The organism is Streptomyces stoeckheimensis, assembly GCF_045822005.1.
Lineage (GTDB): Bacteria > Actinomycetota > Actinomycetes > Streptomycetales > Streptomycetaceae > Streptomyces > Streptomyces stoeckheimensis.
Genome location: NZ_CP169550.1, coordinates 6,987,217 through 7,001,597, shown reverse-complemented (window position 1 = coordinate 7,001,597; position 14,381 = coordinate 6,987,217). Strand labels below are relative to the sequence as shown.

Here is a 14,381-nt window from a genome sequence, read left to right as displayed (position 1 = left end):
TCCGCCGTTCGGGGCGGCCGCCCGGGTGGTCGGCGTGGCCCGGGTGGCCCGTCACGGCCGGCCTCCCCCGGCAGCGGCGCCGCCCGCGGCCTCGCCCGCGCCCGCGGCTTCGGTCTCGGCTTCGGCGCTGCGGGTCGGGGCCGGGCCCGCGGGGACGGGGACCCGGTCGCCGGCCGGGTCTCCGCCGGGGCCTGCCGGGCGGGCCGGGGCGCCGCCGGGGCGGGCTGCGGCGACGACGGCCCAGAGGATCCAGAGCACCGCGACGAGGGACCGTATCCAGGCGGGGCTGAGCGGGATCCAGGGAATCATCAGGACGGCCTTGTCGAAGGCGTCGAGGAGGGTGAGCGCGCCCAGCAGCAGGGTCAGGCGGGCCAGCCAGGGCCGGGTGGGGCGCAGGGCGAGGCCGGTGCCGGTCCACCACAGGCCGAGGCAGAGCAGGGCCAGCGCCGGGACGAAGGTGCCGACCAGGCCCATCGTGGAGCCGGCCACGTCCAGGGCCAGGCCCGCGAGGCCGAGCAGCGCGGCCACCCCGGCCGATCGCGAGTGGCGCAGGCGGCGCCACCACAGGAGGCCGCCGACGAGGAGGAGGACCGCCGCGACGGCGAGGGCGAGCTGGGTCTCCACCCGCTGGAGGCCCCGGGATCCGTACCAGTCGCAGCCGGCCGGAAGCTTGCGCGCCTGGACGCTGTAGTCGGCGCAGACCAGGAGCTGGGCCAGCTTCACCGGTTCGCCGGCCAGCCGGGCCGAGCCGCCGGAGACCGCGCCGCGCCGCTCACCGCACTGCGGGAGCGTGCCCGGGGTGGAGCCGTCCGGGCCCTGCTGCCAGCAGTTGCCCCGGCCCTGGCCGTCCCACCACACGTCCATGCCGTTGGGGCGGGAGGCGCCGGACTTGTCCTTGCCCAGGATGTTGCCGGCGTAGCGGTTGCGGTGGGAGGTGTCGGTCTGTTTGGAGAGCTCCTCCTCGCCGCGGATGAAGGCGGGTACGGCCGAGAGGAAGAAGCCCGCGCGCCGGTGCCCGTACACCCAGTTGTTCTCGTAGAGGTTCCAGTTGCCGCCGGCGGTGATGATGCCGGTGCCGGGGGGCATGGAGATCTGCGGGCAGACCACCCCCTGCTCGTAGCCGCGCTCGACGGGCGGTTTGGCGCAGGTGCCGTCCGCGACGTAGTGGTAGTAGTCGGCGTTGTTGTCGTGGATCAGGTTGCGTTCGAAGAAGGCGTGGTTCTGCGGGAGGCCGGGGTGGCCGGGGAAGGCGCTGTCCATCGAGGCGCCGCCCATGTTCTGGTCGAACTCGTTGTCGTGCACCCACACCGAGTCGCCCGCGGTGCCGGAGTAGCCGACCATGTTGTGGTGGCTGCGGCAGCCGGTGATCTCGATGGAGTAGCGGGGGACGTCGTAGCCGCGGTCCTCGTTGATGTCGGAGGCGCTGCCGGGGTAGATGCCGGAGTCGCCGTTGCCGTAGGACTCGCAGTTCTTGTACAGGCCGTGGTCGCTGGCGAAGGTCAGGAAGCCGTACTCGTCGTTCCAGCGGGTCAGCACGTCGTCGATGACGAAGCCGTCGGCCGCCAGGACGTACAGCGAGTTGAAGGTGGTGCGCTGGGCGGTGAAGTTGCGGAAGTAGATGCCGTTGGACTTGTCCGCGCGGATCGCGTTCAGCTTGTGGTACTTGGCGTCGATGACCACGTCCTGGCGGGAGGCGCCCGTGCCTTCGATCTGGAGGCCGGTCTTGCCGAGGATGGCGACGAGGTTCTGGTTGTGGCGGCAGGCCACCTGCTGCTCGTAGGTCAGGATCTGGTAGCCGAGCGAGGAGTTGGGCGCCTTGAGCGAGGCGCACTCCGCGGTGGGCTCGGCGAGCGAGGGCTCCTCCTCGTAGAGGCCGGGGAGGATCGCGATGTTCATGCCCGGGCGGTCCACGGCGTCGACCGCCGCCTGGAGGTCGCGGAAGCCGTTCTTCTCGCAGCGTTCGTAGAGGACGAGGTTGCGCTGCTTGAGGGCGTCGGGGAAGGCGGATATCCGGCGTTCGAAGGCGGGCCGGTCGGTCTTGCAGACGATCAGGTCGGGCTCTCCCGTGCGGTAGGCGGGGACGGAGCCGGTGCCGTCGGGGAGCTCGACGGGGCGCTCCTCGTGCGCGCTCGCGGCGGGCGCGGCGACGAGGAGGGACAGAAGCGCTAGGAGGGCGGCGAGGAGCACCGCCGGCACGGCAGGAAACCTGCGGGTCCACGACATGCGCGTGAGAGTAGAGGAATGTTCATCTTTTGGGATCCCCTCGCGCAGGAATAGGGCCCCGACGCGCCAAGTCGTGACCCGGCAACCACTCCATGCCCGGCCGCCGCGGGGCCAGGACCCGGCTACCGCCCGGCCGGCGGCCGGTCATGGCCCCGCCATCACCCTGCCGTCGCCCCGCCGTCGCCCCGCCGTCGGCCGACCGATCGGAATCCCCCCCGTTGACGCACGAGCCGAGGAATCCTACTGTCAGGCATAGGATTCCTTCGGCAGACCGGGAGCGTGCAATGAGCGGCGGCAGCGAGCAGGCCAGGAAGACGGCGGAGGGGCTGGAGTACCTCACCGGCTTCGGAAACGAGCACAGCTCGGAGGCCGTGCCCGGTGCGCTCCCGATCGGGCGGAACTCGCCCCAGCGCTCCCCCCTCGGCCTCTACGCGGAGCAGCTCAGCGGCAGCGCGTTCACCGAGCCGCGTTCCCACAACCGCCGCTCCTGGCTCTACCGGATCCGCCCCTCGGCCGCGCACCCGCGCTTCACCCTGGCCGCGGACAACGGCGCCCTGCGCAGCGCGCCCTTCACGGAGGCCCCGGCCGACCCGAACCGGCTCCGCTGGAACCCGCTGCCCGACCCGGCCCCCGGTACGGATTTCCTGGCGGGCCTGTGGACCCTGGGCGGCAACGGCGACGCCACCCAGCGCTCCGGCATGGCCATCCACCTCTACTCCGCCAACGCCTCCATGACCGACCGGGTGTTCAGCGACTCCGACGGCGAGCTGCTGATCGTTCCCGAGCGCGGCGGTCTGCTCCTGCGCACCGAGTTCGGCCTGCTGAGCGCCCGACCGGGCGAGATGGCACTGATCCCGCGCGGGGTCCGCTTCCGCGTGGAGCTCCAGGACGAGACCGCCCGCGGGTACGTCTGCGAGAACTACGGCCGCCCCTTCGAGCTCCCCGACCTGGGTCCCATCGGCGCCAACGGCCTGGCCGCCGCCCGCGATTTCCGCGCGCCGGTGGCCGCGTACGAGGACGCCGAGCGTCCGACCGAGGTGCTGAACAAGTTCTGCGGCAACCTCTGGACCGCCACCTACGACCACTCCCCGCTCGACGTGGTCGCCTGGCACGGCACGCACGTCCCGTACGTCTACGACCTGCGCAGCTTCAACGTCCTCGGTTCCATCAGCTACGACCACCCCGACCCGTCCATCTTCACGGTCCTGACCTCGCCCTCCGACACGGCGGGCCTGGCGGGCGTGGACTTCGTGGTCTTCGCGCCGCGCTGGCTGGTCGGCGAGGACACCTTCCGTCCGCCGTACTTCCACCGCAACGTGATGAGCGAGTACATGGGGCTCATCGACGGCGCCTACGACGCCAAGGCGGAAGGCTTCGTGCCCGGCGGCGGCTCCCTGCACAACATGATGTCCGCGCACGGCCCCGACCGGGAGACCTTCGACCGGGCGAGCGCCGCCGAGCTGAAGCCGCAGAAGATCGACGACGGCCTGGCCTTCATGTTCGAGACCCGCTGGCCGATCACCGCCACCGCCCAGGCCGCCGGCGCGGACCACCTCCAGGGCGGATACGACGACGTCTGGCAGGGGCTGGAGCGCCACTTCCGCGCCTAACATCACGAGCATGCCGCGCGGCGCCGCCACCGCCGCGCCCACACCGTCCTACGGAGAACCACCCGTGACCGCCTTCGCCCCCGACTCGCTGGTACTCAACCGGAAGCTGCCGCTCTGGTACCAGGTCTCCCAGTCGCTGCGCGCCTCGATACTCGGGCGCACCGCGGACGCCTCGCTGCGCCTGCCCACCGAGGAGCAGCTCGCCGAGCACTACGGGGTGAGCGTGCTGACCATGCGGCAGGCCCTCAAGGAACTGGAGACCGAGGGGCTCATCAGCCGCCACCGGCGGCGCGGGACCTTCATCGAGCCGGCGGCGCTGCGCGGGGCCCCGGTCCAGCTGCTCGGCTCGGTCGACGCGATCGTGGCGCAGCAGTCGGGCGACCGTACGACGATCCTCGGGCACGAGCGGACGGCGGTGTCCGGGGAGCTGCTGGAGCACTTCCCGGACACCGCCGAGGTGGTCACGTACCGCAGGCTCCGGCACGACAGCGAGAGCGGCGAGCCGACCAACTGGGCGGAGAACGCGGTGCGTCCGGAGCTCGCCGACGCCATCGACCTGGCGGATCTGGAGCGCTGGCCGATGACGAAGGTGCTGCGGGACATCGCGAAGGTGGACATCAGCCGGATCACCGACACGGTGGAGGCCCGGCTCGCCGACCCGCTCACGGCCGAGTTGCTCCGCGTACCGCTGCTGAGCCCGATCCTGCACTACACGGGCGTCACCTACGACGGCTCCGGCCGGGTGGTCGACGTGGCGCGGATCCGGTACCGCGGGGACCGGTTCTCCTTCACGGTGACCGTCGACGCGCACTGACCCCCCGGCTGCCCGCGCTCGGAGCGGGAGGCTACTTCTGGTCGTCCTCCGTTCCGCGCTCACCCTCCGCCTGGGACGGCGTGGTCCGCTGCGTCTGGGCGTGGCGGAGCTTCTTCTGCTTCTCGTCCAGGTCCTCGTCGAGCCGCTCACCCTCGGCCTGCGACGGGGTCGAGTACTCGTCGTACTGGCTCATGTCCGCCTCCCGGGTCCTGCGTGCAGATCCCTACATAGCGAGCCTAACTCTCCGGCCTGGACGCGGCCCGGTCACCGGGTGGCGTCGCTACCATCGGCCGGGTGAGCGCTGACGCATCCCCGCGGGACCCGCTGCCGGACGATCCGACCCCGCTGCTGGACGATCTGATGCCCTGGGCCGTGGGCTCCCTGCGGCTGGGCCGGGCCTGGGTCGCGGCCCCCGATCCGGCGACCCTGCGTGCCCGGTGGGCCGCCCTGGCCGCCGCCGAGGGCGCCGAGCGGGAGCGGCTGTTCCGCCCGACCCGGACGCGCAGCACGGGCGCCGGGGCGGCGGCGCTGCCGGGTCAGCGCGCCGGTTCCACGGCCCGCTTCGCGGACACGCCCGGGCCCCGCCCCGACCCCGTACGGATCCTGCGCGAGCCCTTCGACGAGCAGTGGCTGCTGCCCGACCAGCGGCTCATCGACCTGGCCCGCCCGGAGCTGTGGCGGGTGCTGGACGAGCACCAGCTGTTCGCCGTGGAGCCGGCGCAGCCGGGGGCACTGCTGGTCACCGCGCACCTCCCGGCCGGCCGGCTCGGCCGGATCCGCCCGCTGCACCGCCGCCCGGGCGGGGTCGAGCCCAATCTCGCCCCGGGGCTCCAGCACCTGCTCGGGGAGCGGTACGGCACCTGGGTCACCCCCGAGGACGTGCTCTGCTGGATCCTCGCCGCCGGCCGCCCCGGCCCCCGGGGGTACGAGGTCCCCCTCACCGCGGACGCCGCGCGCTGGCGGGCCGGGCTGGAGCTGGGCCACCGGCTGCTCTCCGTCCGGCTGCGCGGGGCCCGCGGCGGTGAGGCGCCCCGGCTGCCGGGCGGGCGCCGGCCGTACGTCCGCTCGGCGCTGCCCGCGTGGCCGCGCGAGCTCGCGTACGACCCGGAGAGCGAGACCCTGACGGTCGGGAGCGGCTCGGGCGGCGGCACCGTGTCGCCCGTACCGGCCGGGGCCTGGGAGTACGAGGTCCAGGGCGTCCGCGTGCTGGAGTCCTGGTTCGCCGCCCGGCTCGCGCACCGGGACCCGGAGGCCGAGGGCCTGGACGCGGTGGGTCCGGCCGAGTGGCCGCAGGGCTGGACCTCGGAGCTGCTGGCCCTGGTGACGACCCTGGCCCTGCTGGCCGAACTGGAGCCGGAGCGGGCGGCGTTCGAGGTGGGACCGGCGCTGACCGCCGCCGAGCTGCGGGCGGGCGGGGTGCTGCCGCCGCCGGACTGGGCCCGGCGGCCGGCCTCGGTCCTGGACCACCAGGAGGAGGGTCCGGGCGGGCAGTTCGCGCTGCTCTGAGGCGCGGGGGCTCGCGGCGGGTGGCCCTGCGGGGCTGTCCCCCACCCGCCCTTCCACCGTTCCCCGGGGCTCCGCCCCAGACTCCGGCCCTCAATCGCCGGACGGCTGAAAAGGTCAAGCCCCCCAGGCTCCCAGCAGGCGTGACATCGAGCGGTCGAACACCGCCGCCGGATCGGGCAGTTCGCCCGGGACGCCCGGTGCGGTCGCGAGGACGCCCGCCAGGAGCGGATACTCCCCCGTCACCAGCCGGGAGCCGAGCCAGGCCGCCCGTACGGCCTGCTCTTCGGCCTCGCTCCAAGGGAGTTGACGGGCCCGCTCGGCAAGGGCCAGTTCGCCCGCCACGAAGGTGGCGACCGTGCCGTTGACCGCCGCGATCAGTTCCAGCTTCTCCCCGCCCGGAGCGTCCAGCGGCGCCAGGCAGGCCAGGCTGTACTCCAGGTACAGCAGGGCGTTCGGGCCGAATCCATAGACCGGGCTCAGCAGCCGGGGCAGCCAGGGGTGCCGGTGCATCAGGGCGCGGGTCTGGCGGGCCAGCGCGAGCTGGTCGGCCCGCCAGTCGCCGGTGGGCGGGGCGAGGTCGTACTCCCCGCTGACCGCGTCGACCATCAGCTCGTACAGGTCCTCCTTGCGCGGCACGTAGTTGTAGAGGGACATGGTCCCGGCGCCGATCCCGGCCGCCACGCGCCGCATCGAGACGGCATCGATCCCCTCCTCGTCGGCGATCCGCACCGCCTCGGCGGCGATCGAGTCGCGGCTGTGGGCGGGCCGGGGGCCGCGACCGGCCCGCGGCGGGCGGGCCCAGATCACTTCGGGTTCAGCGGAGCGGCCGCTGGGTGTCATCGCTCATCACCTCGTCCATCCCCACCATCCTAGTTACGTACGGCGTACGTAGTCAGATAGGGTGCACCACATGACTACTACGTACGCTGTACTTAGTGAGGGTCTGGAGAAGAGCTACGGCTCGGTCCACGCCCTGCGCGGCCTCGACCTCGCCGTCCCGCCGGGCACGGTGTGCGGCCTCCTCGGCCCCAACGGCGCGGGCAAGACCACCGCCGTCCGCATCCTCACCACCCTCACCACGCCCACGGCCGGCCGCGCCCTCGTCGCGGGGCACGACGTGACCCGCGACCCGGCCTCCGTCCGGCGCGCCATCGGGGCCACCGGTCAATTCGCCTCGGTCGACGGGGATTTGACCGGCGCCGAGAACCTCCGGCTCTTCGCCCGACTCGCCGGACTGCGCGGCCGGGCCGTCCGGGCCCGCGCCGACGAGCTGCTGGAGGGCTTCGGTCTCGCCGAGGCCGCCGACCGGGTGGCGGGCACCTGGTCCGGCGGGATGCGCCGGCGCCTCGACCTGGCCGCCGGACTGGTCACCCGGCCCCGCGTGCTGTTCCTCGACGAGCCCACCACCGGTCTCGACCCGGCGGCCCGCGAGCAGATCTGGAGGGCCGTACGCGACCTCGCGCGCGAGGGGACCACCGTGCTGCTCACCACCCAGTACCTGGAGGAGGCCGACCGGATCGCCGACGACATCGTGGTCGTGGACCACGGCCGGGCGGCCGCCACCGGCACCCCCGCCGAGCTCAAGGCCCTGATCGGCGCCTACGCCGAGGTCTGCGTCGACGGGGCCGAGGCGCTCGCGCACGCGGCCGCCGTACTCGACCGGCTGACGGGGGGCCTGCCCGCCCTGGACCGGGAGCGCCTGACCGTCGGCGCGACCGTCCTCGACCCCGGGCTCACGCTCCCGCAGATCGTCCGGGCCCTCGACGCGGCCGGCATCGCCGTCACCGATGCGAGTCTGCGCCCGCCCACCCTCGACGAGGTGTTCCTGCGCCTCACCGGAGCCCGTCCCGCCACCGAACCCAAGGAGAACGCCGCATGAGCACCCTGCTGTCCGACGGGGGCGCCGTCCTCACCCGCCAGCTGCAGAAGGCCCGGCACGCCCCGGGCCTGCTGATCCTCACGCAGACCATGCCGGTCACCATGCTGCTGTTCTTCGGCTACGTCTTCGGCAGCGCGCTCGCCATGCCCGGTTCCGAGTACCGGCAGTTCCTGGTCCCGGGGCTGCTCGCCGCCACCGCCGCGAACGGCCTGATGGCCGGCATGTTCACGGCCGCGCAGGACGCGCACCGCGGGGTGACGGACCGCTTCCGGACCCTGCCGATGAGCCGGAGCGCGGTGCCGCTCGGGCAGACGGCGGCGGACCTGGTGACCACCGGCGTCTCGATGGTGCCGCTCGTCCTGGTGGGGCTGGCCATGGGCTGGCGGGCGGAGAACGGGCTCCCGGGGGCGCTCGGGGCCTTCGGCATCCTGCTGCTGTTCCGCTTCGCCACCGCGTGGGTGGGGACGTACCTCGGCCTGCTGAGCAAGAGCGAGGAGGCGGCGGGGCAGCTCGGGGGCGCCACCTTCATCCTGCCGCTCCTCTCCAGCGCCTACCTGCCGACGGCCGGGCTGCCGGGGTGGCTGCGTACGGCCGCCGAGTGGAACCCGATCAGCGCGGTCGCGACGGCAGTGCGCCGGCTCTTCGGGAACGCGGGCGGTGAGGCCGCCGCGGGCGCCGCCTGGCCGGTGGCGCACCCGGTCGCCGGGGCGCTGCTGTGGTCGGTGGTCCTGCTGGCGCTCTTCGTGCCGGCGGCCACGCGCCGGTTCGCGCGTGGCCTCGGCTGAGCACGATCCGGCCCCTACGGCACCGGGGTGATCGGCACCTGTACGGTCCGCTGGAAGGACGCGGGGCCACCGGAGTCGAGGGCGTCCGCCACGGTCAGCTGGACGTCGGCCGTGAAGCGGCAGCCGATCGAGGCGATGCCGCACACCCGGTAGCGGACCACGACGCTCCGCTCGGAACCGGCGGGCACCGAGCCGACCGCCTGCGGCACCGGGCCGATCCGGGTGACCCCCGGGGAGCTCGTGGCCGCGTCGTTCAGGACCACGCCGAAGGCGTCTCCGGGTCCGGTGTTCCGGATCCGGTACTCCACGCTCAGGGTCCGGGAGAGGTAGGCGAACGGGCCGCCCCAGAAGGCGCGGTGGGTCACGGCGATCGTGGGCTGGAGGGGATCCACCGAGCCGAGCAGGCTCAGCGCCCACGGCTGGCCGGTGCCGACGGAGATCCCCATGTTGGCGATGTTGAACGTGCCCGAACCGGAGGCCTGACGGTAGGAGTTGCCCGGCATGGTGTCACTGACGACCGTCCAGGTGCCGGACCCGAAGATCGCGACCCCGTTGGAGCCGAAGGTCGGCGCGGCGCAGCTTCCGCTGCTCAGGGCCAGGGTCAGGGTGCCGCGCGCGTTGGTCAGCGTGACGCGCCCGTCGTTGCCCCGTAGCGCCGCCTGGGTGGCGCCCAGGCTGACCGGGAGGTCGAAGGCGAGCTGGCCGGGCAGCGAGGAGAACAGCCCGGCGGGCACCGACTGGCTCCCGGTGATGCGCCGGGTCGCGGTGAGCGGTCCGCTCGTGCAGTCCGGAGCCAGGCTCGTCACGGTCCCGTTGATGTGGGAGACGGAGATGTTCAGCGGCGTCGGGGCGAGGCCCGCGGCGGGCGCCGGACCGGCCGCCAGCGCGAGCCCGGCGACGAGAGCTATCACCACGACCGCCACCCGCCGGATCGGGGAGCGCGGATCGAGTGCGGTCGGGCGTCTCATGGGCAACCCTTCGGTGCGAGTCGGGGGACGACGCGCCATACCATACGCAGACAAATCATCAGGAATGGGGGATGCCGCCATCCTGCGTGGTGACAGATCCCCCTCCAGGCCGGTAGGCAGAGCGTCATGACACCCGACCGTCGCAGCGACCCGCACGCCACCGACCCCCTCCCCCTCGACGGCATCACCGTCGTCTCCGTCGAGCAGGCCGTCTCCGCGCCCTTCGCCACCCGCCAGCTCGCCGACCTCGGCGCCCGGGTGATCAAGGTCGAGCGGCCCGACGGCGGGGACTTCGCACGCGGCTACGACACCGCCGCGCACGGTCTCGCCTCACATTTCGTGTGGGCCAACCGGGGGAAGGAGTCGCTCGCGCTCGACCTCAAGGACCCGCGCGGGCGGGAGGTCCTGCACCGGCTGCTCGACGGGGCCGACGTGTTCGTGCAGAACCTCGCCCAGGGGGCCGCCGCCCGGCTCGGGCTCGACTCCGCCGCGCTGTGCGCCCGCTACCCCCGGCTGGTCGCCGTGGACGTCTCCGGCTACGGGCCCGAAGGCCCGTACGCCCACAAGCGCGCCTACGACATGCTCGTCCAGTGCGAGGCGGGCCTGGTCTCGGTGACCGGCACCCCGGAGCAGCCCGTCAAGGCGGGCATCCCGGCGGCGGACATCGCGGCCGCCATGTACGCCTTCTCGGGCGTGCTCGCCGCCCTGCTGCGCCGCGGGATCACCGGGCGCGGCGGCAGGGTGGAGGTGTCGATGCTCGACGCGCTCGCCGAGTGGATGGGGCATCCGCTGCACCACACCATGCACGGCGGGGAACAGCCGGTGCGGACGGGCCTCGCGCACGCCGTGATCGCGCCCTACGACGCCTACGCGACGGCGGACGGCGACCGGGTGCTGCTGTCGGTGCAGAACGACCGGGAATGGCGGCGGCTGGCCGAACAGCTGCTGGAGCGACCCGAGTTGGCCGATGATCCGGGATTCGCGACGAACTCCGCGCGGACCGCGAACCGGGAGAAGACCGACGCGGTGGTCGCCGAAGCGCTGGGCCGGCTCGGCGCGGATGCCGCGATCGAGCGACTGGAGGCCGCGGGCATCGCCTGCGCACGGCTGAACTCGGTGGCGCAGCTCGCCGCGCACCCGCAGCTGGAGGCTCGGGACCGCTGGCGGGAGGTGGGCTCGCCTGCGGGCCCGCTGCGGGCCCTGCTGCCGCCGATCGGACTGCCCGGCGGCGCGGCACCGCACATGGGTGCGGTGCCCGCGCTCGGCGAACACACCGAAGCCCTGCTGCACGCCCTGGGGATGACGGGCGAACAGATCACGGCATTGCGCCGGGACGGCGTGGTTCGCTGACTGGGCAGGGTTGATCAGGCCGGGGACGGAGCGGCGGCGCTGCGGGGGCGGGAACACCCCCCGACCGGACGGTTACGAACGGCGGCTGCCGAAGAGGGTGCGCCGGAGCCTCCGCAGCGGCGCGAAGAGCGATACGCGCGCGCTCCGGCTCCGCAGCCGGTGCGTGTGGTCGCGCGAGGTGAGCTCGCGCATGAGCAGCGTCGCCTCGGCGGTCTCGCGGTGCGGGACGGCGGGACCGCCCAGCACGGCGAGGTGACGGTCGAGGCGCGAACTGGTCGCACCACTGCCGCATGTGATGGCAGGCACGCGAGGCGGCCTGCTGCGCATTGCTATCTGTTCCATGTCTCTCCCCACCCGTATGAGGGCACCCGGCCCACCGGGCAGGGTAACCCTATCGTCCCCACGTCGCGCACGGGTATCCCGGTGGTGTGAATTGCCCGTGTGGCGAGCGGGAGTTGACGATTACTCAGCGGAGTCGATCGTCACTCTCCGCGAAATTCACCGGGGTTCGGGGGACCTGGAACCACATCGGCGCCGACTGCGTGAGTCCTGTCGCGACCGGAGCCACGGCGCACGCTCTGCGCTAACTTGGAGTGATCGTCCGGTAACGCTCTTGGGGGCGCGCGTGAATGAGGCTTTCGGTGACTGAGTCCGCGTCGAACGGGGACGGCGCCGGCGACCGCGTCATCGCCGGACGCTACCGCCTGCTGGGCCCGCTCGGCCGCGGCGGGATGGGCATGGTGTGGCGGGCCCGGGACGAGGTCCTGGGGCGCGAGGTCGCCGTCAAGGAAGTACGCGCCCCGGCAGGGATGGACGAGGCCGAGGTGGCCCGGATGTACCGGCGCCTGGAGCGGGAGGCCTGGGCCGCGGCCCGCGTCTCGCACCGTGGCGTGGTCACCGTCTACGACGTGGCCACCGAGGACGGCCGGCCCTGGATCGTGATGGAGATCGTACGGGGACTCTCGCTCGCGGAGGTCCTGGAGGGCGACGGGCCGCTCACCCCGCAGCGGACCGCGCACATCGGCGAACAGGTACTGGCCGCACTGCGCTCCGCACACGAGGCGGGGGTGCTGCACCGGGACGTCAAACCGGGCAACGTGCTGATCGCCAACGACGGGCGCGTGGTGCTCGGCGACTTCGGCATCGCGAGCCTGGAGGGCTCCACCGCCATCACCATGACGGGCGAGGTGGTCGGGTCCCCCGAATTCCTGCCGCCCGAGCGGGCGTTGGGGCGCGAGCCGGGTCCCGGGTCGGACCTGTGGGCGCTCGGGGTGATGCTGTACCTGGCCGTGGAGGGGGTCTCCCCCTTCCACCGGGAGTCCCCGGTGGCCACGCTGCGGGCGGTCGTGGACGAGGAGTTCCCGGCGCCGCGGCGGGCCGGGCCGCTGACGCCCGTCCTGGAGGGGCTGCTGGTCAAGGATCCCGCGGAGCGGCTGTCCGCGGCCGAGGCGGCCCGGATGCTGCGCATCGTGGGCGCGGGAGGGACCGTACGCGCCTCCGGCGGGCCGGTGTCGGGTCCCGCGACGGCGCCGACGACGGGTGCGGGCATCGGGGCGGACGACCCGACCTCCGTCATGCAGAACCGGTACGGCCACCCCACCCCGCCGCTGCCGCCGCCCGGTGCCGGGTCGGCGCGGACGCTTCCGCCGGAGACCGGGGGGAACGGGGGCAACGGGGCCGGGCTGGTGCTGGGCGGCGGGATCGTGGTGCTGCTCGCGGTGGTGGTGCTGCTGGGATGGTTGCTGCTGAAGGACCGCACCGCGGGCGGTGACGGCGATGGCGGGGCGACGACCGCACCGACCGTCACGCAGAGCGCTTCGCCTTCCCCGACCCCCTCGCCGAGCGGGTCTCCGTCCCCCTCGCCCTCCACCTCCCCTTCTCCCTCTCCTTCGACGCCGCCGCCGGGCATCACCCTGTCCGCCGTCCAGGCCCTGCGGGACGCCTACCGCGGCGAGTGCCCGGCACCCGCCGCCGAGGCGCCCGCCTTCACCGCCACCGTGACGGTGGAGCGGACCCCGGCGATGGTGGAGTACCGGTGGGCCACGCGCAGCGGGCGGACCTCGGGCCCCGACTGGCGGACCCTCGCGTACCCGGCGGGCGGGCCGACGAGCGTACGGCTGGACCACACGGAGCTGACGCACGATCCGGACGCGACCTTCGAGGACGCGGTGCGGCTGGAGGTCCGGGCGCCGTCGGAGGCGGCCTCGGCCTGGCTGGAGTTCTCGGTGACGTGCGAGGAGGAGACCCCGACGGGCGGGGCCTCCTCTCCGAGCACGTCCGGACCCACCTCTTCCCCGTCACCGAACCCGGGTCCGACGGCCAGTCCGTGACGCGTCAGGCCGCGTTGGTGAAGACGGGCAGGTAGCCGCTGGACTGTCCGGCGGCGGTCGGGTGGTAGGACTCGCCGATGTTCAGCCAGTTGAGGCTGTGCAGCCACTCACTGCCGGAGCAGATCTCGTGCCCGGTGAAGGCGCCGGCGACCGAGGCGAAGGTGAAGCCGTGGTCGGCGGCGCGCTTGGCGATGGCGGCGTTGAGGTAGTCGGAGGCGCCGTTGATGGCCTTGCGTTCGCCCTCCGACAGCCCGGCCACGCACGTGCCGTTCAGCTTGTAGAAGCGGGGGTAGCCGAGGACGACCACGCGGGCGCCCGGGGACCGGCTGTGGATCGCGTTGTAGACCTGGTCGAGCTGGCCGGGGAGGGTGGAGTCGACGTACGCCTTGGCCTGGTTGACCCGGCTGACGCAGGTGGCTTCGGACTGGAGCACACAGGTGGTCATGACGTCGGAGAATCCTGCGTCGTTGCCGCCGATGGTGATGCTGACGAGGTCGGTGCCGGCGTTCAGCGGGGCGAGCTGGCCGCTCATCACATCACCCGTACGAGCACCCGAGCAGGCGGCGAAGGAGAAGGTCTGGGGGGAGTGTGCGGCGGCCCAGAGGGCCGGGTAGGCGCGGGGGGTGCGCTTGCAGTTCCCGCTGGCGCTGTCGTAGTTGCCGGCGCCGACGCCGGAGGAGTAGGAGTCGCCGAGGGCGACGTAGCCGAAGTCGGCGGCGGCGGTTGCCGGACCGGCTCCGAACAGGGCCGCGCCCGCGGCGAGTAACAGGGCAGAGGCCAAGGCGGCGAAACGAGGCATTCTCATGCTCATGTGTGCGGCTCCTCGTGGGGGGTTACTCCGGAGTTACTCCTGAGTCCGTGGTACAAGGAACCGAGGTCGGCTGGAAGTGTCCATGCCAAGAATGTTCGGGGCGGA

13 protein-coding genes are annotated in these 14,381 nt (G+C 73.4%); 7 read left to right on the top strand and 6 right to left on the bottom strand.

The window, feature by feature from the left end:
- Nucleotides 1-51 precede the first annotated feature (51 nt).
- Complete coding sequence (locus ACE1OC_RS31705) at nt 52-2,223, bottom strand: right-handed parallel beta-helix repeat-containing protein (RefSeq protein WP_407839872.1); 2,172 nt, start codon at nt 2,221-2,223, stop codon at nt 52-54.
- Between the two features lie 284 nt (nt 2,224-2,507).
- On the opposite strand from ACE1OC_RS31705, the gene hmgA reads away from it, so the two are divergent.
- Nucleotides 2,508-3,833: a homogentisate 1,2-dioxygenase gene (gene hmgA / locus ACE1OC_RS31700; RefSeq protein WP_407839871.1), complete on the top strand. Its 1,326-nt coding sequence runs from the start codon at nt 2,508-2,510 to the stop codon at nt 3,831-3,833.
- Nucleotides 3,834-3,897: 64 nt separating this feature from the next.
- Entirely contained in the window at nt 3,898-4,647 is a 750-nt protein-coding gene (locus tag ACE1OC_RS31695; protein ID WP_407841742.1) for a GntR family transcriptional regulator, read from the top strand.
- A 31-nt stretch (nt 4,648-4,678) separates the two neighbouring features.
- Here the strand turns inward: ACE1OC_RS31695 and ACE1OC_RS31690 are convergent, their stop codons facing one another.
- Nucleotides 4,679-4,840, bottom strand: coding sequence for a hypothetical protein (locus ACE1OC_RS31690; RefSeq protein ID WP_250740294.1), 162 nt, complete (start codon nt 4,838-4,840; stop codon nt 4,679-4,681).
- A 167-nt stretch (nt 4,841-5,007) separates the two neighbouring features.
- Between ACE1OC_RS31690 and ACE1OC_RS31685 the strand changes: the two genes are divergently transcribed.
- Complete coding sequence (locus ACE1OC_RS31685) at nt 5,008-6,153, top strand: type ISP restriction/modification enzyme (protein ID WP_407841741.1); 1,146 nt, start codon at nt 5,008-5,010, stop codon at nt 6,151-6,153.
- 114 nt (nt 6,154-6,267) lie between these two features.
- Here ACE1OC_RS31685 and ACE1OC_RS31680 read toward each other — a convergent pair whose 3' ends face one another.
- The gene (locus ACE1OC_RS31680; protein ID WP_407839870.1) at nt 6,268-6,993 is read right to left on the bottom strand and encodes a TetR/AcrR family transcriptional regulator; all 726 of its coding nucleotides are present in this window, start codon (nt 6,991-6,993) and stop codon (nt 6,268-6,270) included.
- A gap of 70 nt (nt 6,994-7,063) precedes the next feature.
- On the opposite strand from ACE1OC_RS31680, the gene ACE1OC_RS31675 reads away from it, so the two are divergent.
- Nucleotides 7,064-8,032, top strand: a complete 969-nt coding sequence (locus ACE1OC_RS31675; RefSeq protein ID WP_407839869.1) for an ATP-binding cassette domain-containing protein — start codon at nt 7,064-7,066, stop codon at nt 8,030-8,032.
- The gene (locus tag ACE1OC_RS31670; RefSeq protein WP_407839868.1) at nt 8,029-8,817 is read left to right on the top strand and encodes an ABC transporter permease; all 789 of its coding nucleotides are present in this window, start codon (nt 8,029-8,031) and stop codon (nt 8,815-8,817) included. Before ACE1OC_RS31675 ends, ACE1OC_RS31670 begins: the two co-directional genes overlap by 4 nt.
- Nucleotides 8,818-8,831: 14 nt before the next feature.
- On the opposite strand, the gene ACE1OC_RS31665 is transcribed toward ACE1OC_RS31670, so the two are convergent.
- Nucleotides 8,832-9,785, bottom strand: a complete 954-nt coding sequence (locus ACE1OC_RS31665; protein WP_407839867.1) for a hypothetical protein — start codon at nt 9,783-9,785, stop codon at nt 8,832-8,834.
- 126 nt (nt 9,786-9,911) lie between these two features.
- Between ACE1OC_RS31665 and ACE1OC_RS31660 the strand changes: the two genes are divergently transcribed.
- Nucleotides 9,912-11,135 (top strand): CaiB/BaiF CoA transferase family protein, encoded by a 1,224-nt coding sequence (locus ACE1OC_RS31660; RefSeq protein ID WP_407839866.1) that lies wholly within the window; start codon nt 9,912-9,914, stop codon nt 11,133-11,135.
- A 72-nt stretch (nt 11,136-11,207) separates the two neighbouring features.
- On the opposite strand, the gene ACE1OC_RS31655 is transcribed toward ACE1OC_RS31660, so the two are convergent.
- Nucleotides 11,208-11,477, bottom strand: coding sequence for a hypothetical protein (locus ACE1OC_RS31655; protein ID WP_030720225.1), 270 nt, complete (start codon nt 11,475-11,477; stop codon nt 11,208-11,210).
- A gap of 287 nt (nt 11,478-11,764) precedes the next feature.
- On the opposite strand from ACE1OC_RS31655, the gene ACE1OC_RS31650 reads away from it, so the two are divergent.
- Nucleotides 11,765-13,465: a serine/threonine-protein kinase gene (locus ACE1OC_RS31650; protein ID WP_407839865.1), complete on the top strand. Its 1,701-nt coding sequence runs from the start codon at nt 11,765-11,767 to the stop codon at nt 13,463-13,465.
- 4 nt (nt 13,466-13,469) lie between these two features.
- On the opposite strand, the gene ACE1OC_RS31645 is transcribed toward ACE1OC_RS31650, so the two are convergent.
- Complete coding sequence (locus ACE1OC_RS31645) at nt 13,470-14,270, bottom strand: SGNH/GDSL hydrolase family protein (RefSeq protein WP_407841740.1); 801 nt, start codon at nt 14,268-14,270, stop codon at nt 13,470-13,472.
- Nucleotides 14,271-14,381 lie beyond the last annotated feature (111 nt).